The 22769-nt window shown below is 74.1% G+C and carries 25 protein-coding genes and 1 pseudogene; 9 read left to right on the top strand and 17 right to left on the bottom strand.

Annotation, left to right across the window (positions count from 1 at the left end; genetic code table 11):
* Positions 1-6 precede the first annotated feature (6 nt).
* The 7 genes and pseudogenes from ACFYXA_RS14065 (at position 7) to ACFYXA_RS14095 (ending at position 8346) form a co-directional block, all read left to right on the top strand.
* Positions 7-1065, top strand: a complete 1059-nt coding sequence (locus tag ACFYXA_RS14065; protein WP_130437270.1) for an ADP-ribosylglycohydrolase family protein — start codon at positions 7-9, stop codon at positions 1063-1065.
* Positions 1066-1604: 539 nt separating this feature from the next.
* A pseudogene (locus tag ACFYXA_RS14070) lies at positions 1605-2798 on the top strand (ADP-ribosylglycohydrolase family protein); the annotation flags it as partial.
* 8 nt (positions 2799-2806) lie between these two features.
* Positions 2807-4048 carry an ADP-ribosylglycohydrolase family protein gene (locus ACFYXA_RS14075; protein ID WP_389032250.1) on the top strand — a complete coding sequence of 414 codons (1242 nt, stop codon included), beginning with the start codon at positions 2807-2809 and terminating at the stop codon, positions 4046-4048.
* Complete coding sequence (locus ACFYXA_RS14080) at positions 4036-5415, top strand: ADP-ribosylglycohydrolase family protein (RefSeq protein WP_389032252.1); 1380 nt, start codon at positions 4036-4038, stop codon at positions 5413-5415. Before ACFYXA_RS14075 ends, ACFYXA_RS14080 begins: the two co-directional genes overlap by 13 nt.
* Positions 5412-6305, top strand: a complete 894-nt coding sequence (gene rbsK, locus ACFYXA_RS14085) for a ribokinase (RefSeq protein ID WP_352246261.1) — start codon at positions 5412-5414, stop codon at positions 6303-6305. The genes ACFYXA_RS14080 and rbsK overlap by 4 nt, the downstream gene beginning before the upstream one ends.
* On the top strand, positions 6302-7522 hold the full coding sequence (locus tag ACFYXA_RS14090; RefSeq protein WP_352246262.1) for a CoA transferase: 1221 nt from the start codon (positions 6302-6304) through the stop codon (positions 7520-7522). The genes rbsK and ACFYXA_RS14090 overlap by 4 nt, the downstream gene beginning before the upstream one ends.
* Positions 7519-8346, top strand: coding sequence for a CoA ester lyase (locus ACFYXA_RS14095; protein WP_351093115.1), 828 nt, complete (start codon positions 7519-7521; stop codon positions 8344-8346). The genes ACFYXA_RS14090 and ACFYXA_RS14095 overlap by 4 nt, the downstream gene beginning before the upstream one ends.
* Before the next feature lie 96 nt (positions 8347-8442).
* On the opposite strand, the gene lgt is transcribed toward ACFYXA_RS14095, so the two are convergent.
* The 11 genes from lgt to hisI form a co-directional block, all read right to left on the bottom strand.
* Complete coding sequence (lgt, locus tag ACFYXA_RS14100; protein ID WP_389032258.1) at positions 8443-9537, bottom strand: prolipoprotein diacylglyceryl transferase; 1095 nt, start codon at positions 9535-9537, stop codon at positions 8443-8445.
* Positions 9538-9623: 86 nt separating this feature from the next.
* Complete coding sequence (locus tag ACFYXA_RS14105) at positions 9624-10400, bottom strand: thioredoxin domain-containing protein (RefSeq protein ID WP_351093119.1); 777 nt, start codon at positions 10398-10400, stop codon at positions 9624-9626.
* A gap of 101 nt (positions 10401-10501) precedes the next feature.
* Positions 10502-11320: a tryptophan synthase subunit alpha gene (gene trpA / locus ACFYXA_RS14110; protein WP_352246265.1), complete on the bottom strand. Its 819-nt coding sequence runs from the start codon at positions 11318-11320 to the stop codon at positions 10502-10504.
* The gene (gene trpB, locus ACFYXA_RS14115) at positions 11317-12600 is read right to left on the bottom strand and encodes a tryptophan synthase subunit beta (protein ID WP_352246266.1); all 1284 of its coding nucleotides are present in this window, start codon (positions 12598-12600) and stop codon (positions 11317-11319) included. The genes trpA and trpB overlap by 4 nt, the downstream gene beginning before the upstream one ends.
* A gap of 108 nt (positions 12601-12708) precedes the next feature.
* The gene (gene trpM / locus ACFYXA_RS14120) at positions 12709-12882 is read right to left on the bottom strand and encodes a tryptophan biosynthesis modulator TrpM (RefSeq protein WP_389032264.1); all 174 of its coding nucleotides are present in this window, start codon (positions 12880-12882) and stop codon (positions 12709-12711) included.
* A gap of 22 nt (positions 12883-12904) precedes the next feature.
* A complete protein-coding gene (gene trpC, locus ACFYXA_RS14125) occupies positions 12905-13714 on the bottom strand; it encodes an indole-3-glycerol phosphate synthase TrpC (RefSeq protein ID WP_351093124.1) in 810 nt (269 codons plus the stop codon).
* A gap of 139 nt (positions 13715-13853) precedes the next feature.
* Positions 13854-14327, bottom strand: a complete 474-nt coding sequence (locus ACFYXA_RS14130) for a DUF2752 domain-containing protein (RefSeq protein ID WP_389032269.1) — start codon at positions 14325-14327, stop codon at positions 13854-13856.
* A gap of 142 nt (positions 14328-14469) precedes the next feature.
* Complete coding sequence (locus ACFYXA_RS14135; protein WP_130437258.1) at positions 14470-14721, bottom strand: HGxxPAAW family protein; 252 nt, start codon at positions 14719-14721, stop codon at positions 14470-14472.
* Between the two features lie 158 nt (positions 14722-14879).
* Positions 14880-15530, bottom strand: coding sequence for a TIGR02234 family membrane protein (locus ACFYXA_RS14140; RefSeq protein WP_389032273.1), 651 nt, complete (start codon positions 15528-15530; stop codon positions 14880-14882).
* 118 nt (positions 15531-15648) lie between these two features.
* On the bottom strand, positions 15649-17127 hold the full coding sequence (locus ACFYXA_RS14145; RefSeq protein ID WP_352246269.1) for an anthranilate synthase component I: 1479 nt from the start codon (positions 17125-17127) through the stop codon (positions 15649-15651).
* Positions 17128-17138: 11 nt separating this feature from the next.
* Complete coding sequence (hisI, locus tag ACFYXA_RS14150) at positions 17139-17531, bottom strand: phosphoribosyl-AMP cyclohydrolase (RefSeq protein WP_389032278.1); 393 nt, start codon at positions 17529-17531, stop codon at positions 17139-17141.
* A gap of 130 nt (positions 17532-17661) precedes the next feature.
* On the opposite strand from hisI, the gene ACFYXA_RS14155 reads away from it, so the two are divergent.
* Together ACFYXA_RS14155 and ACFYXA_RS14160 are read left to right on the top strand one after the other, a co-directional pair.
* Complete coding sequence (locus ACFYXA_RS14155) at positions 17662-18297, top strand: TIGR03085 family metal-binding protein (RefSeq protein ID WP_352246270.1); 636 nt, start codon at positions 17662-17664, stop codon at positions 18295-18297.
* Positions 18298-18308: 11 nt separating this feature from the next.
* Positions 18309-18707 carry a VOC family protein gene (locus ACFYXA_RS14160; RefSeq protein WP_389032282.1) on the top strand — a complete coding sequence of 133 codons (399 nt, stop codon included), beginning with the start codon at positions 18309-18311 and terminating at the stop codon, positions 18705-18707.
* Positions 18708-18717: 10 nt separating this feature from the next.
* On the opposite strand, the gene ACFYXA_RS14165 is transcribed toward ACFYXA_RS14160, so the two are convergent.
* The 6 genes from ACFYXA_RS14165 to ACFYXA_RS14190 form a co-directional block, all read right to left on the bottom strand.
* Positions 18718-19977, bottom strand: a complete 1260-nt coding sequence (locus tag ACFYXA_RS14165; protein WP_389032285.1) for an MFS transporter — start codon at positions 19975-19977, stop codon at positions 18718-18720.
* A 119-nt stretch (positions 19978-20096) separates the two neighbouring features.
* Entirely contained in the window at positions 20097-20852 is a 756-nt protein-coding gene (hisF, locus tag ACFYXA_RS14170; RefSeq protein WP_389032288.1) for an imidazole glycerol phosphate synthase subunit HisF, read from the bottom strand.
* Entirely contained in the window at positions 20849-21244 is a 396-nt protein-coding gene (locus ACFYXA_RS14175) for a RidA family protein (RefSeq protein WP_351093140.1), read from the bottom strand. The genes hisF and ACFYXA_RS14175 overlap by 4 nt, the downstream gene beginning before the upstream one ends.
* Positions 21241-21966 (bottom strand): bifunctional 1-(5-phosphoribosyl)-5-((5-phosphoribosylamino)methylideneamino)imidazole-4-carboxamide isomerase/phosphoribosylanthranilate isomerase PriA, encoded by a 726-nt coding sequence (priA, locus tag ACFYXA_RS14180; protein ID WP_389032293.1) that lies wholly within the window; start codon positions 21964-21966, stop codon positions 21241-21243. Before priA ends, ACFYXA_RS14175 begins: the two co-directional genes overlap by 4 nt.
* Entirely contained in the window at positions 21963-22613 is a 651-nt protein-coding gene (hisH, locus tag ACFYXA_RS14185) for an imidazole glycerol phosphate synthase subunit HisH (protein WP_130437572.1), read from the bottom strand. Before hisH ends, priA begins: the two co-directional genes overlap by 4 nt.
* Positions 22604-22768 (bottom strand): hypothetical protein, encoded by a 165-nt coding sequence (locus ACFYXA_RS14190; RefSeq protein WP_165430299.1) that lies wholly within the window; start codon positions 22766-22768, stop codon positions 22604-22606. The genes hisH and ACFYXA_RS14190 overlap by 10 nt, the downstream gene beginning before the upstream one ends.
* Between the last annotated feature and the right edge of the window lies 1 nt (position 22769).

Genomic DNA, 22769 nt, shown 5'->3' on the forward strand with positions numbered 1-22769 from the left:
CCCCGTATGGCATCGACCGCCTGCATCACCTCGGTGACGGCGCCGGGGGACGCCGTCGGACTGCGCGAACGGGCCCGCGGCGCGCTGCTCGGCCTCGCCGTCGGAGACGCCCTCGGAGCACCGGCCGAGAACATGAGGCCCTCGCAGATCCGCGCCCGCTGGGGCCGCGTCACGGGGTACGTCGCCGAGAAGCCGGCCGGCACGGACGACACCGAGTACGCGATCTTCTCGGGGCTGCTGCTGGCCCGGCACGGCTCGGCGCTCACCCCCGCGCATGTGGAGGCGGCCTGGCACCAGTGGATCGCCGGCCGCGCCGAGGGGCCCTTCCGCGGGGCGGGCTTCAGTGAGCGCGGCACCCTGGAGAACCTGCGCCGGGGGCTGGCCGCGCCCGTCTCCGCGCAGCACCGGCACGCCTGGAGCGACGGCCTCGCCATGCGCGCGGCGCCTTTCGGCGTCTTCGCGGCCGGCCGCCCCGCCGAGGCGGCCCGGCTCGTCGCCGTCGACGGCTCGGTCAGCCACGACGGCGAGGGCATCCACGGCGGGCAGGCGGTCGCGGCGGGCGTCGCGGCGGCGATGGCGGGCGCCTCCCCTGTCGCCGTCGTCGCCGCCGCGCTGGCCGTCGTCCCCGAGGACTCCTGGACGGCCCGCTCCCTGCGCCGCGCGGTCACGGTCGCCCATCGCGGCGAACGGGCGGTCCGCTCGGCCGTCGTGATCGGCGGATACCCGTGGACCGACCTGGCCCCCGAGGCCGTGGCGCTCGCCTTCGGCGCGTACGCGGCGGCGGACGGCGACTTCCGGGACGCCGTGCTGACGGCCGTGAACATGGGCCGCGACGCCGACACCACGGCTGCGGTGGCGGGCGCGCTGGCCGGGGCGACCCAGGGTGTCTCGGCGATCCCGCCCGAGTGGGCGGCGCCCATCGGCCCGGCGCGCGGCACGTGCCTGCCCTCCATGGCGGGCCACCACATCCTGGACGTGGCGGAACTGCTGATCCCCGACGAGGACCGCCGATGGGACACCACCGGCTCCACCCCCGCCCCCCACAAGGCGGAGGCCCTCTCATGACCCCCCCGGCCCCCTGGACCGAAACCACCCCACCGGCGACACACCCCACCGAACCCTCAGCGGCGCCACCACCGGAGAGGACCACATCCGGAGCACCGCCGGAGAGGGCCACACCCGGGGCACCGCCGGAGAAGGCCACATCCGGGGCACCACCGGAGAAGGCCACATCCGGGGCACCACCGGAGAAGGCCACACCCGGGGCACCAGACAAAGCCACACCCGGAGCACCGCCGGACCACGCCAAGCTCACGGCACCGCCGGACGACACCGCACCCGCCGCGCAGTCGGTCGACGCCGCACTCACAGCACCGCCGAACAGCCCCCCACCCGTCGCCCAGCCCGATGAAGCAGCACCCCCGGCACGACCTGACAAAGCCGCACCCACCGCCCAGCCAAACGAAGCCGCACCCCCATCACCGCGCGACGAAGCCGCACCCACCGCACCGCCGAACGAAGCCGCACCCCCGCCGCAGCCCCACGGACTCGCGGTCGCCGACGGTGGGGGCGGCCCGCAGGGGCCACCCGCGCCCGGCGACGAGAGCCGCACGGGCGGTGCGGGTGGGAAACACCGCCCGGCCGAAGGCGAAGCCGAGGCCGGAAAGCCGCCCGCCCCCCGCCAGGGCCCCCGCACCGAGGGCCTCCTCCTGGGCCTGGCCGCAGGCGACGCCGCCGGATGGCCCGCCGCCCGCCACCGAGCCGCCCGCATGCCGGAGTGGACCCGCCGCCTCACCCGCGAGCTCGACACCTTCGCCGAGCAGAACGCGACGACCACACTCCCCGTCCCCATCGCCCTCAACCAGTCCCCCGAGCCCCTCCGCCTCGGCCCCTCCGACGACGCCGAATGGGCGGCCTTCGCCGCCGAGGCCGTCCTGCGCGCCGGCGACGACATCGCCCTGGGAGACCTCAGCCGGGACCGCCGGATGCGCGCCGCCATCGACCTCACCTGGAACGCCCTCGCCGCCGAGGTCGCCGCCGCGGCCGAGCGCGCCCCGGAGGCCGAGTCGGCCGTACTGCCCCTGCGTGCCCGCATCTCCGTACGGGCCGGGCTCGGCAATCTGGCCACCGGTCTGCGCCCGCCCGCGACCGGGCACGACAACCCGCACTACTTCGACGACGCCGCCTGCGTACGCGCGTGCGTGCTCGCCGTGGCCCACCCCGGCGACCCGCGACGGGCCGCCGACCTCGCCGAGTTCGACGCCCGGTACACCCAGGACGGCGACGGCGTGCACGGCGCCCGGGCGATGGCGGCGGCGCTCGCGCTCGCCCTGGCCGGCGCGCGGACGCTGGAGTGCGTGACGGCCGCCCTCGCCGAGCTGCCCGAGGAGACGGAGATCGGCCGCAACGCCCGCCACGCGCTGGAGCTCGCGCACCGCGCGGAGAGCGCCTTCGCGCTGGTGCCGCTGCTGGAACACCAGATCGTCGACCACGTGTACAGCTACGGCGTCGCGGCCGCCGAGACCGTCCCGGTCGCCCTCGCCCTCACTCTCGCCGCCGACGGCCGGATCGCCGAGGCGGTGCCGGCGGCGGCCTGTCTGTCGCGGGTGGCGGACTCCGCCCCCGCCCTCGCGGGCGCGCTCACCGGCGCGCTGGGCGGCGCCGCCGCGATCCCCGACTCCTGGCGTGCGGCCTGCCGCACCCTCTCCGGCTGCGCGCTCCCCCGCCTCACCGACACCGACCTCGTGGAACTCGCCGGGCTCCTGGAAACCACGCGACCGGCCCCGCCGGAGGGATGATTCGGGCCATGACCCCCGAAAACCGGAGAACATACCGCACACCACCCGAAGCGCCACCCGAAGCGCCACCCGAAGCACCCCCCGGCGGGCCCCGCGGTCCCGGCCCGGCGCTGGAGGAGCGCGTCGCCGGCGCCCTCGTCGGCGCGGCCGTCGGCGACGCCCTCGGCGGTCCCGTCGAGGGCTACTCCCCCGACCAGATCCTCCAGCGGCACGGCGGCCGCGTCCACGGCGTCGTCGGCCCCTGGCACGGCGACGACTGGCGCACGGCCCGCCCCGTCGCCCCCTACCACAAGGGCGACGGGCACGTCACCGACGACACGTTGATGACGCACGCGCTGGTCCGCGTCTACGCCACGGTCCGCGACCACCTCGACGCGTACGCGCTCGCCGACCACCTGGTCCCCGACCTGATGACGAACCCGCGCTGGATCCCGGAGCTGGAGGCGGAGGCACTCCCGCTGCACCGGATCTTCCTGGCGGAGAAGTGGCTGGTGGCACGGCTGCACTACGGCCACGTCGACCCCCGCGAGGCGGGCGTCGGCAACATCGTCAACTGCGGGGCGGCGATGTACACGGCCCCCGTCGGCCTGGTCAACGCCGCGAACCCGGCGGCCGCGTACGCCGAGGCGATCGACCTCGCGGGCGCCCACCAGTCGTCGTACGGCAGGGAGGCGGCCGGCGTCCTCGCGGCGGCGGTCGCGGCGGCATCGGCTCCGGGGGCGACGCCGGACTCGGTGGTGACGACGTGTCTGGCCCTGGCGAAGGACGGCACCCGGACGGCGATCGAGACGGTGTGCGAGACGGCGGCCCGGTACACCGACTTCGAGTCCGCCCTGGCCCCGCTGCGTGCGGCCGTCGCCCCCTACGACACGGTGGGCCCCGACTACAGGTCCCCTGCTCCGGACGCCCGCCGTCCCTCACGTGTGCGCGCGATCGAGGAACTCCCCGTGGCGCTGGGCATGCTGGTGGTCGCCGGCGGCGACTACCGGCACGCCGTCCTGGGCGCGGTGAACTACGGCCGCGACTGCGACTCGATCGCGACCATGGCCGGCGCGATGGCCGGCGCCCTGGGCTCCCCCGTCCCGGACGAGTGGTCCAAGCGGGTCGCGGAGGCGAGCCGGCTGGACCTGTGGGAACCGGCCCGCACGCTCACCGAGGTCGCCCGGGAGGTCTTCGCCCGTGACGTCCGCGCCCGCCGGGCACACGAGAGCGCCTTCGCCTCCCTCGGAGGCACGCGATGCTCCGACTGACCTGGGCCCAGCCGGAGGACCTCCTCGGCCACGAGCTCCGGCAGGCCGCCCAGGACGGCCGCAACGCCTCGGCCGTCGCCGCCGTCGCGGCCCGCTGGAAGAGGGCCGGCGGCTGGGATCCCCCGGCCCGGGCCGGCGCCTCCCCCGAGCCCGCCTCCCCCTACCTCCGGCTGCTCGCGGAGGACCTCCTGGACGAACTGGCCGACCTGCCCGCCGCCACGGCGGAGGACGAGCCCACCGACCTGGACGGCGTCCGGCGCCTCTGCCCGCACTGGCCCCGCCCGGCCGCCGCGGCCCCCGCCCCGGCCGTCACGCCCGCCGCCCTGGAAGCCGCCTGGCTCGGCCGGGCCGTCGGCTGCCTCCTCGGCAAACCGGTGGAGAAGCTGCCCCTCGACGGCATCCGCGCCCTCGCGAGGTCCACCGGGAACTGGCCGCTGAACGGGTACTTCACCGCCCGGGGCGTCCCGGCCGACCTGCTCGCCGCGCATCCCTGGAACCGCCGCTCGGCCGCCACGTCCCTCGCCGAGAACATCGACGGCATGCCCGAGGACGACGACCTCGACTACCCCCTGCTCAACCTGCTCCTGCTGCAACGCCACGGCCACGCCTTCACCACCGCCGACGTCGCCCGGCTCTGGCTGGACGAACTACCCGCAGGCCGCGCCTTCACCGCCGAACGCCTCGCCTACCGCAACCTGCTGTGCGGCGTCGAACCCCCGCGCACCGCCCGCCACCGCAACCCCTTCCGCGAGTGGATCGGCGCCCTCATCCGCGCCGACATGCACGGCTGGACCAACCCCGGCGACCCGGCCGCCGCTGCGGAACAGGCGCACCGCGACGCCACCCTCACCCACACCGCCAACGGCGTCTACGCCGCCATGTTCACGGCCGCCGCCATCGCCACCGCCGCGACCGGCGCGCACGACGTCCACGCCTGCCTCGCCGCCGGCCTCACCGTCGTACCGCCCCGCTCCCGGCTGGCCCGCGCCGTCACCCACGCCGTCCGGCTCGCCCGGACCCACGACGACTTCGACACCGTCGTGGACGAACTCCACACCGTGTACGGCGCGACCCACCACTGGGTCCACGCCGTCCCCAACACCGCCCTGATCGCCGCCGCCCTCACCCACGCCGACGGGGACTTCACCGGCTCCATCACCCGAGCGGTCGCGGGCGGCTGGGACACCGACTCCAACGGGGCCACCGCCGGCTCGGTCGCCGCGCTCCTCGCCGGCGACCCCGCCGCCCTCCCCGACCGCTGGACGGCACCCCTGAAGAACCGCCTCGCCACCTCGGTCGGCGGCTTCGACGGCGCCGGCTTCGACACCCTCGCCCACCTCACCCACCGGGAGGTCGCACGCCCATGACCGACATCGTCGTGCTCGGCAGCACCAACATGGACCTCGTCGCCTACGTCGCGAAGCCCCCGCAGCGCGGGGAGACCGTCACCGGGCGGGAGTTCCGCACGGTCCCCGGCGGCAAGGGCGCCAACCAGGCGATCGCCGCAGCCCACGCGGGCGCCACCGTCTCGATGATCGGCGCCGTCGGCAACGACGCCTTCGGCTCCCGGCTGCGCTCCACCCTGGAGCACTCCGGCGTCGGCACCGACCACCTGCGCACGGTGGAGGGCCCCTCCGGCACCGCGCACATCGTCGTCGACGACGAGGGCGGCAACGCGATCGTCGTCGTCCCCGGCGCGAACGGCACCGTCGACCACCTCGTGCCCGGCGACGAGGCCCTCATCGCCTCCGCCGACGCGCTGCTGCTCCAGCTGGAGATCCCCCTCGCGGCCGTCGTAGCCGGCGCGCAGGCGGCCCGCGCCCACGGCGTGCGGACCGTCCTCACGCCCGCACCCGCCCAGCACCTGCCCCCCGAACTCCTCGACACCGCCGACCTGTTGGTGCCCAACGAGCACGAGGCCACCATCCTCACCGGCCGTATCGACCCGCGTGAGGCCGCCCTCGCCCTCCTGGACAGCGTCCCGGAGGTCGTCGTCACCCTCGGCGCCTCCGGCTGCCTGTACGCGACCCGCGGCGCCGAACCGCTGACCGTCCCCGCGCCCCACGTCACCGCCGTGGACTCCACCGGCGCGGGCGACACCTTCGTCGGCGCCCTCGCCGTGGCCCTCGGCGAGGAGCGTCCCGTCCGGGAGGCGCTCACGTGGGCGGCGGCCGCCGCGGCACTGTCGGTCCAGCGGTGGGGAGCGTCGGCGTCGATGCCCTACCGATCCGAGATCGACAAGCAGCACGCCTCATGACCGGAACCCGGACGGCCACCGCGTCCCCGGCGCCGGCCCCGCTGCACGGCCTGCGCGTCCTGGACCTGGCCACCCTCTTCGCCGGCCCCCTCGCGGCCACCATGCTCGGCGACTTCGGCGCCGAGGTCGTCAAGGTCGAGCACCCGGACAAGCCCGACCCCTCCCGGGGGCACGGCCCGGCCAAGGACGGCGTCGGACTGTGGTGGAAGCTCCTCGGCCGCAACAAGCGCGCGATCACGCTGAACCTGTCCCGGCCGGGCGGCCGGGCCGCCCTGCTGCGCCTCGCCGCCACCGCGGACGTGATCATCGAGAACTTCCGTCCCGGGACCCTGGAGAAGTGGGACCTCGGCTGGGAGGAGCTGTCGGCCGTCAACCCGCGGCTGATCCTCACCCGGGTCACCGCCTTCGGCCAGTTCGGCCCCTACGCCCACCGCCCCGGCTTCGGCACCCTCGCCGAGGCGATGAGCGGCTTCGCCGCGATCACCGGCGAACCGGACGCGCCGCCGACCCTGCCGCCGTTCGGCCTCGCCGACTCCATCGCGGCCCTGGCGACGGCGTACGCCGTGATGACGGCGCTCGCCGCCCGCGACCGCACCGGCGAGGGGCAGGTCGTCGACATGGCGATCATCGAGCCGATCCTGACCGTCCTCGGCCCCCAGCCCCTCTGGTACGACCAGCTGGGCTACGTCCAGGAGCGCACCGGCAACCGGTCCGCCAACAACGCCCCGCGCAACACCTACCGCACGGTGGACGGCGGCTGGGTCGCCGTGTCGACGTCGGCGCAGTCGGTCGCCGAGCGTGTCATGCGGCTGGTCGGCCGCCCCGACCTGATCGACGAGCCGTGGTTCACCACGGGCGCCGGCCGGGCCGCCCACGCCGACGTCCTCGACGAGGCGGTCGGCCGCTGGATCGCCTCGAACACCGTCATCGACGTCCTGGCCGCCTTCGAAAAGGCGGAGGCGGCCGTCGCCCCGGTCCAGGACGTCCGGGACGTGATGACGGACCCGCAGTACCAGGCCCTGGACACGCTCACCACCGTCGACGATCCCGAACTGGGCCCGATCCGCATGCAGAACGTCCTCTTCCGGCTCTCCTCGACGCCCGGCTCGATCCGCTGGGCCGGCCGCCCGCACGGCGCGGACACCGAGACCGTCCTCGCCGAGGCCGGCCTCACCCCCGCCGACCTGGCCTCCCTGCGCGCGGAGGGCGCCCTGTGACCTTCCCGCTCACCTGGCTCTACGCCCCCGGGGACCGCCCGCACGTCGTCGCCAAGGCCCTCGGCTGCGGCGCGGACGTCGTCGTGATCGACCTGGAGGACGCGGTCGCCCCGGACCGCAAGGAGTACGCCCGCGCGGCGACCGCCGAACTCCTCGCGGACGCGCCGCCGGTCCCGGTCCACGTCCGGATCAACGCCCTGGACGGCCCGCTGGCCCCGGCCGACCTCGCGGCGGTGGCGGGACTGCCCGGAGTCTCGGGGCTGCGGCTGCCGAAGGTGACCTCGCCGGGGCAGATCACCCGGATCGCGGAGGCGACCGCCCCCTCGGGCGGCGGCGCGCCCCCGCTGTTCGCCCTGGTGGAGACGGCTCTCGGCATCGAGCACGCTCACGCCGTGGCCTGCGCCCACCCCGCCCTGCGCGGCATCGCGCTCGGCGAGGCGGATCTACGGGCCGACCTGGGCGTACGGGAGGACGCGGGGCTCGACTGGTGCCGCTCCCGTGTGATCGTCGCCGCCCGGGCCGCCGGTCTGCCCCCGCCGCCGCAGTCCGTCCACCCCGACACCCGTGACCTGGAGGGCCTGGCGGCCTCCTGCGCCCGTGGCCGCACTCTCGGCTTCCTGGGCCGCGCCGCGATCCACCCCCGTCAGCTGCCGATCATCGAGCGGGCCTATCTGCCGACGCAGCGGGAGCTGGAGGAGGCGGAGACGATCGTGAAGGCGGCGGCGACCGAGCAGGGAGCCCAGGCCCTCCCGGACGGCCGCTTCATCGACGCGGCGGTGGTGGCCGCGGCCCAGCGGACGCTGTCCCTGGCCCGCAGCGGCTGAACCCCGGCCCGACACGCGGTGAGGGCGCCCGGAGACCCCGGGCGCCCTCACCGTCGTACCGCGTCAGCCGGCCCTGTTCAGCGAGCCGAGCGGCTGTCAGCTCTTCTTGCCGGCGGACTCGGCCTCGGTTCCGGTGCCGGCCTTGTCCTTGGCCTCGGCTTGCGTTTCGGCTTCGGTTTCGGCTTCGGTCTCAGCCTTGGCGTCGGTCCCGGTCTTCGTCTTGGCCCCGGTCCCGGACTTCAGCTCTTTCGCCTCGCCGGGGGAGTCAGAAGAAGCGACCTTGTCGGCCTTCTCGCTCTTGTCCGCCTTCTCGGCCTTCCCGGCCTTGTCTTCCTTCTCGGCCTCGCCGTCCCCGGCCGTCTCGCCGTCGGAGGCGGCCTCGGGCTCCACGATCTCCTCGCGGCCCGGGCGCTTCTTCGCCGACACCACGAGGTAGACCACCGCGAGCAGGAACACGATCATCGCGGTCCAGTTGTTGAGCCGCAGACCGAGGATGTGGTGGGCGTCGTCGACGCGCATGTACTCGATCCAGAAGCGGCCTACGCAGTACGCGGCGACGTACAGCGCGAACGCCCGTCCGTGGCCGAGCTTGAAGCGGCGGTCGGCCCAGATGACCACGAGGGCGACGCCGACGCACCACAGCGACTCGTACAGGAACGTCGGGTGGTAGTACCCCGGCACCCGGCCGTCCGCTGCGGAGGTGATGTGCAGGGCCCACGGCAGGTCCGTCTCACGCCCGTAGAGCTCCTGGTTGAACCAGTTGCCCCAGCGGCCGATGGCCTGGGCGAGGGCGATGCCGGGCGCGATGGCGTCGGCGTAGGCGGGCAGCGGGATGCCCCGGCTGCGGCAGCCGATCCACGCGCCCACCGCGCCGAGCGCGATCGCGCCCCAGATTCCGAGGCCGCCCTCCCAGATCTTGAAGGCGTCCACCCAGTCACGGCCCTCGCTGAAGTACAGCTCGTAGTCCGTGATCACGTGGTAGAGCCGGCCGCCGACCAGGCCGAAGGGCACGGCCCAGACCGCGATGTCGGCCACCGTGCCGGCCCGCCCGCCCCGGGCGATCCAGCGCCTGTTGCCGAGCCAGACCGCGACGAAGACGCCGATGATGATGCAGAACGCGTAGCCGCGCAGCGGGACGGGGCCGAGGTACAGCACTCCGCGCGACGGGCTGGGAATGTAGGCAAGTTCCATGGCAGGGTCGACGCTACCGTGCCGGGCCGGGCGCACGGCAGCCAGCCCGGCTACGGCTGCGTAACAGGCGGGCGGGAGGACCTCCCTCAGCCCTGGTCCGCCTCCTCCACCATCTTCTTGAGCTTCGCGGGCGTCATCGACTGGTCCGCGTAGATGTTCTTGCCGTTGAACAGCACGGTGGGGGTGCCGCTGAAGCCGCCCTTCTGGAAGGCCTCGTTGGACTTCACGACCCAGCTGTTGTGCTTGCCGTCCTCGACGCAGGTGCGGAACGCGGGCGTGTCGAGGCCGTCGACCTTGCCGGCCAGCTTGATCAGCTCGCTGTTGTCGGCGTAGGCGTCGTCGGTCTCGGGCGGCTGGTTGCGGAACAGCACGTCGTGGTAGGCGGGGAACTTCCCGGCGTCCTGGGCGCAGGCGGCGGCGTTGGCGGCGTTCCTGGAGCCGGTGCCGCCCATGTTGCCGTCGATGAGGGTGACCAGGTGGTACTCCGCCTTGAGCTTGCCGGCCTCGGTCAGTTCGTGGACCGTCGAGCGGTAGTTGTTCTCGAAGCCCTTGCAGGCGGGGCAGCGGAAGTCCTCCCACACGGTGAGCGTGGCCTTGGCGTCGTCCGGGCCGACCGGGATCGCCAGTGCGTCCTTGCCCTGGGCGCCCGAGGGCGCCACGACCGGGCCCGCGCTGTCCCGGCCGTCGTCCTTGCCGGCGTTCGCCGCGACCACGCCGATCACCGCCGCCAGGCCCAGCACGCACACCACGCTCGCGGTGACGATCAGCGTCCGGCGCCGCCGCTCCCCGGCCTTCTGCTTCTCGCGCTCGACCGCCAGCCGCTCCCTGGCGGTGCGCTTCCCTTCACGATTCTTCTCGCTCACACCCCGGAAACGAACCGGGGAGGCGCTGCGCGCCTCCCCGGCCCCATGTCCACCCGTTCGAGTGAGCGAACGAGGCGATTTCCGTTGCGGATGCCCCTACGTCACGCCTGGCCGCGCACGCCCTTGGCCAGGTCGCCGGCGAGCGCGCGCACCGCTTCGAGGCCGGCCGCGTCGTCCGGGGCGTCCAGCATCCGCTTGACGAAGGCCGAGCCGACGATCACGCCGTCGGCGAAGCCGGCGACCTCGCGGGCCTGTGCCGCGTCGGAGACGCCGAGGCCGACGCAGACGGGCAGGCCGCTGCCGGTGGCCCGGGTGCGTTCGACGAGGTCCTGGGCCTGCGCGCCGACCGACTCACGGGTGCCGGTGACGCCCATCAGCGAGGCCGCGTAGACGAAGCCGCTGCCCGCCGCGGTGATCTGCGCGAGCCGCTCGTCCTTGCTGCTGGGCGCCACGACGAAGACCGTCGCCAGGCCGTGCTTCTCGGCGTGCTCCCGCCACAGCGCCGCCTCCTGCACGGGCAGGTCGGGCAGGATCGCCCCGGCCCCGCCCGCCTCGGCGAGCTCGGCGGTGAACCGCTCGACGCCGTAGCGGTCGATGGGGTTCCAGTACGTCATGACGAGCACCGGCTTGCCGGTGGCCGCGTGGGCCTCGCGGACCGTGCGCATCACGTCGGCGATCCTGACGCCGCCGCGCAGGGCGATGTCGTCGGCGGTCTGGATGACCGGGCCGTCCAGGACGGGGTCGCTGTGCGGCAGACCGACCTCGACGACGTCGGCGCCGCCGTCGAAGACGGCCTTGATCGCCTCGATGCCGCCGTCCACGGTCGGGAAACCGGCCGGGAGGTAGGCGATGAGGGCGGAGCGGCCCTCGGCCTTGGCGGCGGCGAGGGTCTCCGTCAACAGCTGGATGTTGCCGCTCACTTGGCGTCCCCCTCGATCTCGGCGGTGCCGGAGGCGTCGTCGGCGACCTCCGCGTCGGTGTCGTACAGGCCGAAGTAGCGGGCGGCGGTGTCCATGTCCTTGTCGCCGCGGCCGGAGAGGTTGACGACGATCAGCCCGTCCGGGCCCAGCTCTTTGCCGACCTCCAGGGCGCCGGCCAGCGCGTGGGCGCTCTCGATGGCCGGGATGATGCCCTCGGTGCGCGACAGCAGGCGCAGCGCCTGCATGGCGGCGTCGTCGGTGACCGCGCGGTACTCGCCGCGGCCGGAGTCCTTGAGGTAGGAGTGCTCGGGGCCGATCCCCGGGTAGTCCAGTCCGGCGGAGATGGAGTACGGCTCGGTGATCTGGCCCTCGTCGTCCTGAAGGACGTAGGAGCGGGAGCCGTGGAGGATGCCGGGCTCACCCGCGGTGAGGGTGGCCGCGTGCTCGCCGGTCTCCACGCCGTGTCCGGCAGGCTCGCAGCCGATGAGGCGTACGCCGGTGTCGGGGATGAAGGCGTGGAAGAGGCCGATGGCGTTGGAACCGCCGCCGACGCAGGCGACGGCCGCGTCGGGGAGGCGTCCGGCGCGTTCGAGGAGCTGGCGGCGGGCCTCGACGCCGATGACGCGGTGGAAGTCACGGACCATGGCCGGGAAGGGGTGCGGGCCGGCGACGGTGCCGAACAGGTAGTGGGTGCGGTCGACGTTGGCGACCCAGTCGCGGAAGGCCTCGTTGATGGCGTCCTTGAGGGTGCGGCTGCCGGACTTCACCGCGACGACCTCGGCGCCCAGCATGCGCATCCGGGCCACGTTGAGGGCCTGGCGCTGCGTGTCGATCTCGCCCATGTAGATGGTGCAGTCCAGGCCGAACAGCGCGCAGGCGGTCGCCGTGGCGACGCCGTGCTGTCCCGCGCCGGTCTCGGCGATCACACGGGTCTTGCCCATGCGCTTGGTGAGCAGGGCCTGGCCGAGCACGTTGTTGATCTTGTGGGAGCCGGTGTGGTTGAGGTCTTCCCGCTTCAGGAAGACCCGTGCGCCACCGGCGTGTTCGGCGAACCGGGGCACCTCGGTGAGGGCGCTGGGGCGGCCGGTGTAGTGGACGAGCAGGTCGTCGAGTTCGCGGGCGAACTCGGGGTCGGCCTTGGCCTTGTCGTACTCGACGGCGACCTCGTCCACGGCGGCGACGAGGGCCTCCGGGATGAACTTGCCGCCGAAGGCGCCGAAGTAGCCTTCGGCGGTGGGGACCCGACCCTCGGGGTCGGGAACGAAGAACTCGCTGGGCATGCGGAAACCTCACGGTGAGTGCGTGTGAAAGACACTGATCGCCGTGGGGGCGGGGCTTGTCATTCGGCTGCGGGCCGAGTGTGGCTTGTCGCGCAGTTCCCCGCGCCCCTAAAGGGCGCGCTGCCATCGACGGCCGTTCACCTGTCCCGGTTCGTCTCCGATGACGTATCTGACCCTGCGGCCGTGCACCCGGCGGGCCGGGGCGCGGCAGCCTCGCGGGCGGCAGCCGCGCGCGAGGCGGGCGTACCGGTCCGTCGTGGTCACGGGGGTCGTCGGTGTCATCGGGGGCAAGCCTAGCGAATGCTCAGCCGCGGCCGTGCCGCAGTGCCGGGTGCTCGCCCGCGGCGACCAGGTCGGCGACCGCCGTCCTGGGGTCGCGGCCGGTGACGAGGGACTCGCCGACCAGGACCGCGTCGGCGCCGGCGTTGGCGTACGCGATGAGGTCGTGCGGGCCGCGGACGCCGGACTCGGCGACCTTGACGATGTGGTCGGGGATCTCGGGGGCGACCCGGTCGAAGGTGCCCCGGTCGACCTCCAGCGTCTTCAGGTTGCGCGCGTTGACGCCGATCACCTTGGCGCCCGCGTCCACCGCGCGCTCGACCTCGTCCTCGTCGTGGACCTCGACGAGCGGGGTGAGGCCGATGGAGACGGCGCGCTCGATCAGCGACTCCAGGGCCGGCTGGTCGAGGGCGGCCACGATCAGCAGCGCGAGGTCGGCGCCGTAGGCGCGGGCCTCCCACAGCTGGTACGAGGTGACGATGAAGTCCTTGCGCAGCACGGGGATGTCCACGCGCGCGCGGACCGCCTCGAGGTCGGCCAGCGAGCCGCCGAAGCGGCGCTGCTCGGTGAGGACGGAGATGACGGCCGCGCCGCCCGCCTCGTAGTCGGCGGCCAGTGCGGCCGGGTCGGCGATCGCGGCCAGCGCGCCCTTGGACGGGCTGGAGCGCTTGACCTCGCAGATCACCTTGACGCCGTCGCCCCTGAGCGCGGCGACCCCGTCCTTGGCGGCGGGAGCCTTCGCCGCGCGCTCCTTGAGCTCGTCGAGGCTGACGCGCGCCTGCCGCTCCGCGAGGTCGGCACGGACTCCGTCGATGATCTCGTCGAGCACACTCACGCGAGCGGCCCCCTTCCAGACGGGTGACAGTTCGGGCGACCAGTGGAAGCCCCTTGGCCACTGCGATGGTATCCGGAGGAACGCGAAGGCCTCACATCCGCTTGACAGCGGTCCCACCACCTGGACTTTCGTCCGGCGATCACGGATGCAGCCAGCCGCCGAACGGCAGGTTCCGGACAATCGTGAAGACCACGAGCGCCGCGCCCAGCGCCCACTGGTGCGCCGGACGGAGGTCGAGACGGACGGGGCGTCCGCGGGCCGCGCGGACCACCCAGACGGTCCACAGCGCGGCGAGGAGCGGGTAGGCGGCCACGGCGAGCGCGTTGGCGTGCAGGGCGCTCACGAGGTCGCCGTGGACGAGGGCGTGCGCGCCGCGCAGGCCTCCGCAGCCGGGGCAGTACAGGCCGGTGAACCGCAGGAGCGGGCAGACCGGGTAGTGGCCGGGCTCGTTGGGGTCGACGGCCCCGACGTAGGCGAAGGCGGCGGCGACGGCCGCGAGGAGGGCGGCGGGCACGGCCAGCCGTCCGAGGACGGACCCCCGGGGCGGGGGCGTCGCGGGGAGCGGCGGGGGCGGCGGTGTCACGCTGCGGCTGTCGGCGGTCACGCCTGGCATTGTGCCCCGCCCGGAGGGCACGCGCGCGTGAGGGACGGCCCGGCCGCCGGGTCGCGCACACGCGGGAGGGGCGGCCGGTCGCTCACCGGCCGCCCCTCATCGCGGCTCACAGGTCCTCAGGGGTCCTTGCGGCGGGCCCGGATCAGCTCTCGGCGGTGGCCGGGGCGGGGCGGGCCGCGACCTTGTGCACCGGGTGGACCTCCTTGGGCTGGCCGAGGCCCATCGCGCGCATCACGGCGCCGACGACGCCGCCGAGGACGACGATCACCATGCCGGCCCAGAAGCCCAGCGGCTGGGCCATCACCATGAACGCGCCCGCGACGCAGAAACCGATGAAGGCGATGGTGACACCGGTCCAGGCGGCCGGGGTGTGTCCGTGGCTGCTGCCCGCCATGACTTTGCTCCTCGTTGCTGTCTGTGGTTCGCACGTGTGGCACGTGTCCGAGCCGGAGGCTCGCCGTCCATTGTCCCGTACGCGTGCGCGTGGCGGATGCGGGGGTCGGTTCCCGGGGCGTCTGATTCGCCACACCGGGGACCGCGGGGCGGCCGGTCTCAGGCGGGGCCCGTGCCGGTGGGGTCCTCGCCGCGGTCCAGTGCCTTCCAGATCTCCTCGGGCCGGTCCGGGTCGGCGGCGGCCGGGGTCCTGCGGCGCGGGCGGGGGGCGTTGCCGCGCTCGTAGCGGCCGGACATGGCGGGCCACAGGCTGCCGTAGCGCAGGGCGAGCAGTCCGGCCAGGAGGATCAGGGCGCCGCCCACGGCGGCGGCGTAGGGCCAGCCGGTGTGGGTGAGGGAGGCGACGGTGGCGGAGGTGTCGCCGGAGGCCTGGGCGGCCTTCTCGTCGAGCGCGGAGCTGTCGGAGGCGCCGATCAGGGCGGCGGCGACGATCCCGGCGCCGGAGAGCGCGAGCAGGAGGGCGACCGCGAAGCGGCCGGCCCTGCGGACGGCGAAGACGGCGACGAGCGCGGCGAGGCCCACTATCGCGAGCGCGGCGGGGACGCCGGTGACGTCGCTGCCCTGGGCGGTCAGGGAGAAGTCGCCGCCGGGCACCGTCACCGTGCCCTGCGACCAGCGCTGCCGGGTGGCGAGCAGGGTCACGGCCGCGCCCAGCGCACCGCACAGCAGGGCGAGGGCGAGACTCCGGCGGCCGGACCGGGCGGGGGCGGCTTCGGATCGGGGGGGAGGAACAGCAGTCACGTACCCCACTATCGCCTGAACCCCGCCCGTTCCGTCACCCGGGGTTGCGTGAGAAGCACCCCACTCGTCGTGGAAAGCGCCTACCTCCGCGCCTGCCCCCAGGCCTGCCGCCGCGCCTGCCCCGCGCCTACTTCCCCAGCCGGTTAGCGGTGTGCACCGCGCGCAGGACGGCGGCGGCCTTGTTGCGGCACTCCTGGTCCTCGGCGACCGGGTCGGAGTCGGCGACGATCCCGGCGCCGGCCTGGACGTAGGCGGTGCCGTCGCGCAGCAGGGCGGTGCGGATGGCGATGGCGGTGTCGGAGTCGCCGGCGAAGTCGAGGTAGCCGACGCAGCCGCCGTACAGGCCGCGCCGGGAGGGCTCCAGTTCGTCGATGATCTGCATGGCGCGGGGCTTGGGCGCGCCGGAGAGGGTGCCGGCGGGGAAGCAGGCGGTGAGGACGTCGAAGGCGGTGCGGCCAGGCGCGACCTTGCCGGTGACGGTCGAGACGATGTGCATGACGTGGGAGTACCGCTCGACGGACATGAAGTCGACGACCTCCACCGAGCCGGGCTCGCAGACCCGCCCGAGGTCGTTGCGGCCGAGGTCGACGAGCATGAGGTGCTCGGCGCGCTCCTTGGGGTCGGCGAGGAGTTCGTCGGCGAGGGCCTGGTCCTCCTGCGGGGTGGCCCCGCGGTGCCGGGTGCCGGCGATGGGGTGGACCATGGCCCGCCCGTCCTCGACCTTGACCAGGGCTTCCGGGCTGGAGCCCACGATGTCGAAGCCGTCGAGGCGGATCAGGTACATGTACGGGGAGGGGTTGGTGGCCCGCAGCACCCGGTAGACGTCCAGGGCGCTCGCCGTGCACGGCGTCTCGAAGCGCTGGGAGGGGACGACCTGGAAGGCCTCGCCCGCGCGGATGCGCTCCTTGACGTCCTCGACGGCCGCCTGGAAGTCGGGGCCGCCCCACAGGGCGGTGTACTCGGGCAGTTCGGAGGGCGGCAGGACGGCGGGCGGCTGGGCGACCGGGCGGGAGAGGTCGGCCTCCATGGCGTCGAGGCGGGCGACCGCGTCGGCGTGGGCCTCGTCGACGCCGGTGTCGAGGTCGTTGTGGTTGATCGCGTTGGCGATCAGCAGGACCGAGCCCTCCCAGTGGTCCATGACGGCGAGGTCGCTGGTGAGGAGCATGGTCAGCTCGGGCAGCCGCAGGTCGTCGCGTTCGCCGGGGCCGATCTTCTCCAGGCGGCGGACGATGTCGTAGCCGAGGTAGCCGACCATGCCGCCGGTGAAGGGCGGCAGGCCCTCCTGGTGGGGGGTGTGCAGGGCCTCGATGGTGGCGCGCAGGGCGGCGAGGGGGTCGCCGTCGACGGGGACGCCGACGGGCGGCGCGCCGAGCCAGTGCGCCTGGCCGTCGCGGGCGGTGAGGGTGGCGGCGGACCGTACGCCGACGAAGGAGTACCGGGACCAGGATCGGCCGTTCTCCGCGGACTCCAGCAGGAAGGTGCCGGGGCGCTCGGCGGCGAGCTTGCGGTAGAGCGCGACGGGGGTGTCGCCGTCGGCGAGGAGCTTGCGGGTGACCGGGATGACCCGCCGGTCGGTGGCGAGCTTGCGGAACGTCTCGAGGTCCATGGCGGCTGACCTTACTGATCCTGGGCGGTGACGCCGGAATCGGCGGTCCGCAGGAGCACGTCGGCGTCGAAGCAGGTGCGGTCGCCGGTGTGGCAGGCGGCGCCGACCTGGTCGACCTGGACCAGCACGGTGTCGGCGTCGCAGTCGAGGGCGACGGACTTCACCCACTGGAAGTGGCCGGAGGTGTCGCCCTTGACCCAGTACTCCTGGCGGCTGCGGGACCAGTAGGTGCAGCGGCCGGTGGTGAGGGTGCGGTGCAGCGCCTCGTCGTCCATCCAGCCGAGCATGAGCACCTCACCGGTGTCGTACTGCTGGGCGATGGCGGGGACGAGCCCGTCGGGGCTGCGCCTGAGGCGCGCGGCGATCTCCGGGTCGAGGCTGCTGCGGGAGGGCGTGCTGGTCATGCGGCCATTGTGCCGCGCGCCGGTGACAGTCCCCGGCCGGTGTCCACTGGATGGGCACGGCGGCGCCCGGGCCGGTCCCCGGCCGGGGTGACGGGTGGGCGGACCCGCCGCGCGGTCGTAGGCTGACGGCATGTCGACTTTCGCCAAGCGTGAACGGCTCCTTCTCGCCGACCTCTTGGAAACCGCGGGTCCCACCGCGCCGACCCTGTGCGAGGGCTGGCAGACCCGTGACCTGGCCGCACACGTGGTGGTGCGCGAGCGGCGGCCGGACGCCGCCGGGGGTCTGCTCATCAAACAGCTGGCGTCCCGGCTGGACAGGACGATGGAGGAGTTCGTCGCCAAGCCGTACGCGGAGCTGATCCAGCTGATCCGTACCGGGCCGCCGCGGTTCTCGCCCTTTCAGCTGAAGCAGGTCGACGAGGCGGCCAACACGGTCGAGTTCTACGTCCACACCGAGGACGTGCGTCGCGCGCAGCCGGACTGGTCGGCGCGCGAGCTCGACCCGGTGTTCCAGGACGCGCTGTGGTCGCGGCTGGAGCGCACGGCCCGGCTGACGGGCCGTTCGGCCGCGACGGGGCTGGTGCTGCGCCGCCCGGACGGCCGTACGGCGGTCGCCAACCGCGGCACGCCGGTGGTGACGGCGACCGGCGAGCCGTCGGAGCTGCTGCTGTTCCTGTACGGCCGGCAGGGCGCCGCCCAGGTGGACCTGGCCGGCGACCACGAGGCGATCACCAGGCTGCGGGGCGGCAAGCAGCTCGGGATCTGAGAGGACGAGCCGTGATCAAGGTCGCCATGACGAGCGTGTACGTCGACGACGTCGCCGAGGCGCACGCGTTCTACACGCGCGTGCTGGGGTTCGAGACCCGTATGCACATGGATCTCGGCGGCGGCGCCCTCTTCGTCACCGTGGGCGCGCCCGAGGGGGCCCAGCCGGATCTCCAGCTGCTGCTGGAGCCCGGCCAGGGGCCCATCGCGGAGCCGTACCGGGCGGCGCTGCGGGCGGCGGAGCTGCCCTGCATCGTCTTCTCCGTGGACGACCTCCACGCGGAGTACGAGCGGCTGCGCGGCCTCGGCGTCCGGTTCGCGCAGACGCCGCGGGAGCAGGGGCCGGTGATCTCGGCCGTTCTGGACGACACGGTCGGCAACTTCGTGCAGCTGGCCCAGCCGAAGGAGTAGCTGTCCGGGTCTAGCCGGGGAGTTCGGCGCGGCGCAGGGCGGGGACGGCGAGGGCCACGACGCCGCCGAGCGCGCAGACGGCCGCGCTGACGGCGAACACCGGGCCGGTGCCCCAGACCTGGACCGCGGCGGCGGACACCGGCATGCTCAGCGGGGCGAGGCCCAGGCTGACCAGCCCGGACAGGGCGGTGACGCGGCCGAGGAAGGCGGGGTCGGACTGGGTCTGCAGCAGCGCCCCGCACAGGGCCCCGCTGAGCCCGGCCAGGAGTCCCACCGCCAGCGCGGCCCCGACGGCCCCGACGACGGTCGGCACCCGGGCCAGGGCGGCGATGGCCACCGAGCCCGCGATGATGGCGGCGCCCGCGACCAGGCCGGCACGCGGCACACGTCCGCGCACGGTCAGCAGCAGCGAGACCCCGCCCGCGCCGGCGCCGAACGCGGCGAGGATCCAGCCCATGCCGGCGGCGCCCCAGCCGCGTTCGTCGGCGAGCAGGGTGAGACCCACGTTGAGGGGGCCGACGAAGCCCAGGTCGCCGAGGGCGATGGCCAGCATCAGGGGCGCGAGGACGGGATGCCGGCGGACGTATCCGAGGCCGCCCGAGAGGTCGCGCCAGGCGGTGGAGCGTCGTTCGCCGGCGTCGGGCGCTTCGTCCGGGGGCGGCCCCGCGACCCGCAGGGTCACCAGCAGCGGCAGGGACACGGCGATCAGCAGGCCCGCGACGGCGAAGGCGGCCGCCGCACCGCCCACCGCGACGACGAGGCCGCCGAGCGGGGCGCCGACGACGTTGGCGGCGCGGACCGCGAGCCCGCGCATGCCCTGTACCCGGGCGAGCTGCCCCTTGCCGGTGAGCCGCGCCGGCAGCGCGCCCACGGCGGGCAGGAACAAGGCGTCGACGGCCCCGAACACCAGGGCGAGCAGCGCGAGGAGCCACAGCCCGGGGCTGGCGAGGAACATCAGCGCGGCGACGGCGAGCACGGCCGCGCACCGCAGGGCGTCGCTGCCGATGACGACCCTGCGCGGCCCCAGCCGGTCGACGATCACTCCCCCGCCCGGCAGGAGCAGCGCCCGGGGCACGGCACTGACCGTCATCACCAGCCCGGCCTCGGCGGGCGTCCCCTGCTGCACCGCCGCCCAGGAAAGAGCGAGGTAGTACACGCCGTCCCCGACCATGGAGGCCGTGTAGGCGCCGACCCAGCGCAACACGTTGCCGTCCCGATGAGCGGGCCGTCCGCCGACCGGCTCGCCCGGAGCGGTGACCGTGGACACCACGAGGGGACCTCTCTTCTGACGAGGGAAACGGCTTCTTCGACCTGGTCGGCCGGCTGGGAGGCGGTCGCCGTCCATGAGTAAGCCCCGGTCACCAGGTGGCCGGGGCTTGCTCGTGGGGGTCAGCGGATCGGGTGGCCCGCTTCGCGGAGGGACTGCTTGACCTCGTTGATGCGGAGGTCGCCGAAGTGGAAGACCGACGCCGCCAGGACCGCGTCCGCGCCCGCTTCGACGGCCGGGGGGAAGTCGGTGAGGCGGCCGGCGCCGCCGGAGGCGATCACCGGGAGGGTGACGTGCTTGCGGACGGCGGCGATCATCTCCAGGTCGTAGCCGTCCTTCGTGCCGTCGGCGTCCATCGAGTTCAGCAGGATCTCGCCCGCGCCCAGTTCGGCCGCCCGGTGCGCCCACTCGACGGCGTCGATGCCGGTGCCCTTGCGGCCGCCGTGGGTGGTCACCTCGAAGGAGCCGGAGGCGGTGCGGCGGGCGTCGACCGAGAGGACCAGCACCTGGCTGCCGAAGCGCTCGGCGATCTCGCGGATCAGGTCCGGGCGGGTGATCGCCGCGGTGTTGACGCCGACCTTGTCCGCGCCGGCCCGCAGCAGCTTGTCGACGTCCTCCGGGGTGCGCACCCCGCCGCCGACGGTGAGCGGGATGAACACCTGCTCGGCGGTGCGGCGCACCACGTCGTAGGTGGTCTCGCGGTTGCCCGACGAGGCGGTGATGTCCAGGAACGTCAGCTCGTCGGCGCCCTCGGCGTCGTACACCTTGGCCATCTCGACGGGGTCGCCCGCGTCGCGCAGGTTCTGGAAGTTGACGCCCTTGACGACCCGGCCGTTGTCGACGTCCAGGCAGGGGATGACTCGTACGGCCAGGGTCATGCGGGGGCTCCTCGGAATGCCTCCACCTCGACCTCGACGACCAGGCTCGGGTCCACCAAGCCGGAGACGATGATCATCGATGCGGCGGGGCGGACGGCGTCGAACAGCTCCTTGTGCGCGCGTCCGACCTCCTCCACGTCCCGCGCGTGGGTGAGGTACATGCGCGTGCGCACCACGTCGTCACGCCCGAGGCCCAGCTCCCCCAGGGCCGACAGGGCGACGTTGAAGGCGTTGACGGTCTGCTCGTACGGACCGCCTCCGGCGATCTGGCCGTCCACTATCGAGGTGCATCCGGAGACGAGCACCAGGCCGCTCGGCAGTTCCACGGCTCGGGAGTACCCGAAGGTGTCCTCCCAGGGCGCGCCGGTGGTGACGCGTCGCAGATCGCTCACTTGGCCACCGCCTCAAGGGCCTCTTCCAGGGTGAACGCCTTCGCGTAGAGCGCCTTGCCGACGATCGACCCCTCGACGCCGAGCGGCACGAGTTCGGCGATGGCGCGCAGGTCGTCGAGGGACGACACGCCGCCGGAGGCCACCACGGGGCGGTCGGTCGCGGCGCACACGTTCTTCAGCAGCTCCAGGTTCGGTCCCTGGAGGGTGCCGTCCTTGGCGATGTCGGTGACGACGTACCGCGCGCAGCCCTCCGCGTTGAGGCGCTCCAGCGTCTCGTAGAGGTCTCCGCCGTCGCGGGTCCAGCCCCGGCCGCGCAGGGTCGTGCCGCGTACGTCGAGACCGACGGCGATCTTGTCGCCGTGGTCGGCGATGACCTTGGCGACCCACTCGGGGGTCTCCAGGGCGGCCGTGCCCAGGTTGACCCGGGTGCAGCCGGTGGCGAGGGCGGCGGCGAGGGTGTCGTCGTCGCGGATGCCGCCGGACAGCTCCACCTTGATGTCCATCGCCTTGGCGACCTCCGCGATCAGCTCGCGGTTGTCCCCCGTGCCGAACGCGGCGTCGAGGTCGACCAGGTGCAGCCACTCGGCGCCGGACCGCTGCCAGGCGAGGGCGGCCTCCAGCGGGGAGCCGTAGGAGGTCTCGGTGCCGGACTCGCCGTGGACGAGGCGGACGGCCTGGCCGTCGCGGACGTCGACGGCGGGGAGGAGTTCGAGCTTGCTCACAGGGTTCCGATCCAGTTGGTGAGGAGCTGGGCTCCGGCGTCGCCGGACTTCTCGGGGTGGAACTGGGTGGCCCACAGGGCGCCGTTCTCCACGGCGGCCACGAACGGCTTGCCGTGCGTCGACCAGGTCACCTTGGGCGCCCGCATCGCCGGGTTGTGCGCCTCCAGGGACCAGTCGTGGACGGCGTAGGAGTGCACGAAGTAGAACCGGGCGTCGGCGTCCAGGCCGGCGAAGAGCTCGGAGTCGGCGGGCGCGTCGACGGTGTTCCAGCCCATGTGCGGGACGATCTCCGCCTGCAGCGGCTCGACCGCGCCGGGCCACTCGTCGAGGCCCTCGGTCTCCACGCCGTGCTCGATGCCGCGCGCGAACAGGATCTGCATGCCGACGCAGATGCCCATGACCGGGCGCCCGCCGGACAGCCGGCGGTCCACGATCCAGTCGCCGCGCGCCTCGCGCAGGCCCTTCATGCAGGCGGCGAAGGCGCCGACGCCCGGCACCAGCAGCCCGTCGGCGTTCATCGCGGTGTCGAAGTCACGGGTGATCTCGACGTCGGCCCCGGTGCGCGCGAGGGCGCGCTCGGCGGAACGGACGTTGCCGAAGCCGTAGTCGAAGACCACGACCTTCTTGCTCGCGGTGCTCAACTCCACACCTCCAGCCGCATGACGCCGGCGACGAGGCACATCGCGGCGCCGATGGAGAGCAGCACGATGAGGCTCTTGGGCATCTGCTGCTTGACGAAGGAATAGACGCCGCCGGCGAGGAAGAGGCCGACGACGATCAGCAGGGTGGACAGTCCGGTCATG

The sequence above is a fragment of the Streptomyces sp. NPDC002566 genome, from assembly GCF_042889585.1.
In the GTDB taxonomy this organism is placed as follows: Bacteria; Actinomycetota; Actinomycetes; order Streptomycetales; family Streptomycetaceae; genus Streptomyces.

Bases quoted from the DNA above. Each gene is read 5' to 3' on its own strand.
- ACFYXA_RS14065 (WP_130437270.1), top strand. From the start codon at position 7: ATGGCATCGACCGCCTGCATCACCTCGGTGACGGCGCCGGGGGACGCC.
- ACFYXA_RS14075 (WP_389032250.1), top strand. From the start codon at position 2,807: ATGACCCCCGAAAACCGGAGAACATACCGCACACCACCCGAAGCGCCA.
- ACFYXA_RS14080 (WP_389032252.1), top strand. From the start codon at position 4,036: ATGCTCCGACTGACCTGGGCCCAGCCGGAGGACCTCCTCGGCCACGAG.
- rbsK (WP_352246261.1), top strand. From the start codon at position 5,412: ATGACCGACATCGTCGTGCTCGGCAGCACCAACATGGACCTCGTCGCC.
- ACFYXA_RS14090 (WP_352246262.1), top strand. From the start codon at position 6,302: ATGACCGGAACCCGGACGGCCACCGCGTCCCCGGCGCCGGCCCCGCTG.
- lgt (WP_389032258.1), bottom strand. From the start codon at position 9,537: ATGGAACTTGCCTACATTCCCAGCCCGTCGCGCGGAGTGCTGTACCTC.
- trpB (WP_352246266.1), bottom strand. From the start codon at position 12,600: ATGCCCAGCGAGTTCTTCGTTCCCGACCCCGAGGGTCGGGTCCCCACC.
- trpM (WP_389032264.1), bottom strand. From the start codon at position 12,882: ATGACACCGACGACCCCCGTGACCACGACGGACCGGTACGCCCGCCTC.
- ACFYXA_RS14130 (WP_389032269.1), bottom strand. From the start codon at position 14,327: ATGCCAGGCGTGACCGCCGACAGCCGCAGCGTGACACCGCCGCCCCCG.
- ACFYXA_RS14135 (WP_130437258.1), bottom strand. From the start codon at position 14,721: ATGGCGGGCAGCAGCCACGGACACACCCCGGCCGCCTGGACCGGTGTC.
- ACFYXA_RS14145 (WP_352246269.1), bottom strand. From the start codon at position 17,127: ATGGACCTCGAGACGTTCCGCAAGCTCGCCACCGACCGGCGGGTCATC.
- hisI (WP_389032278.1), bottom strand. From the start codon at position 17,531: ATGACCAGCACGCCCTCCCGCAGCAGCCTCGACCCGGAGATCGCCGCG.
- ACFYXA_RS14155 (WP_352246270.1), top strand. From the start codon at position 17,662: ATGTCGACTTTCGCCAAGCGTGAACGGCTCCTTCTCGCCGACCTCTTG.
- hisF (WP_389032288.1), bottom strand. From the start codon at position 20,852: ATGACCCTGGCCGTACGAGTCATCCCCTGCCTGGACGTCGACAACGGC.
- ACFYXA_RS14190 (WP_165430299.1), bottom strand. From the start codon at position 22,768: ATGACCGGACTGTCCACCCTGCTGATCGTCGTCGGCCTCTTCCTCGCC.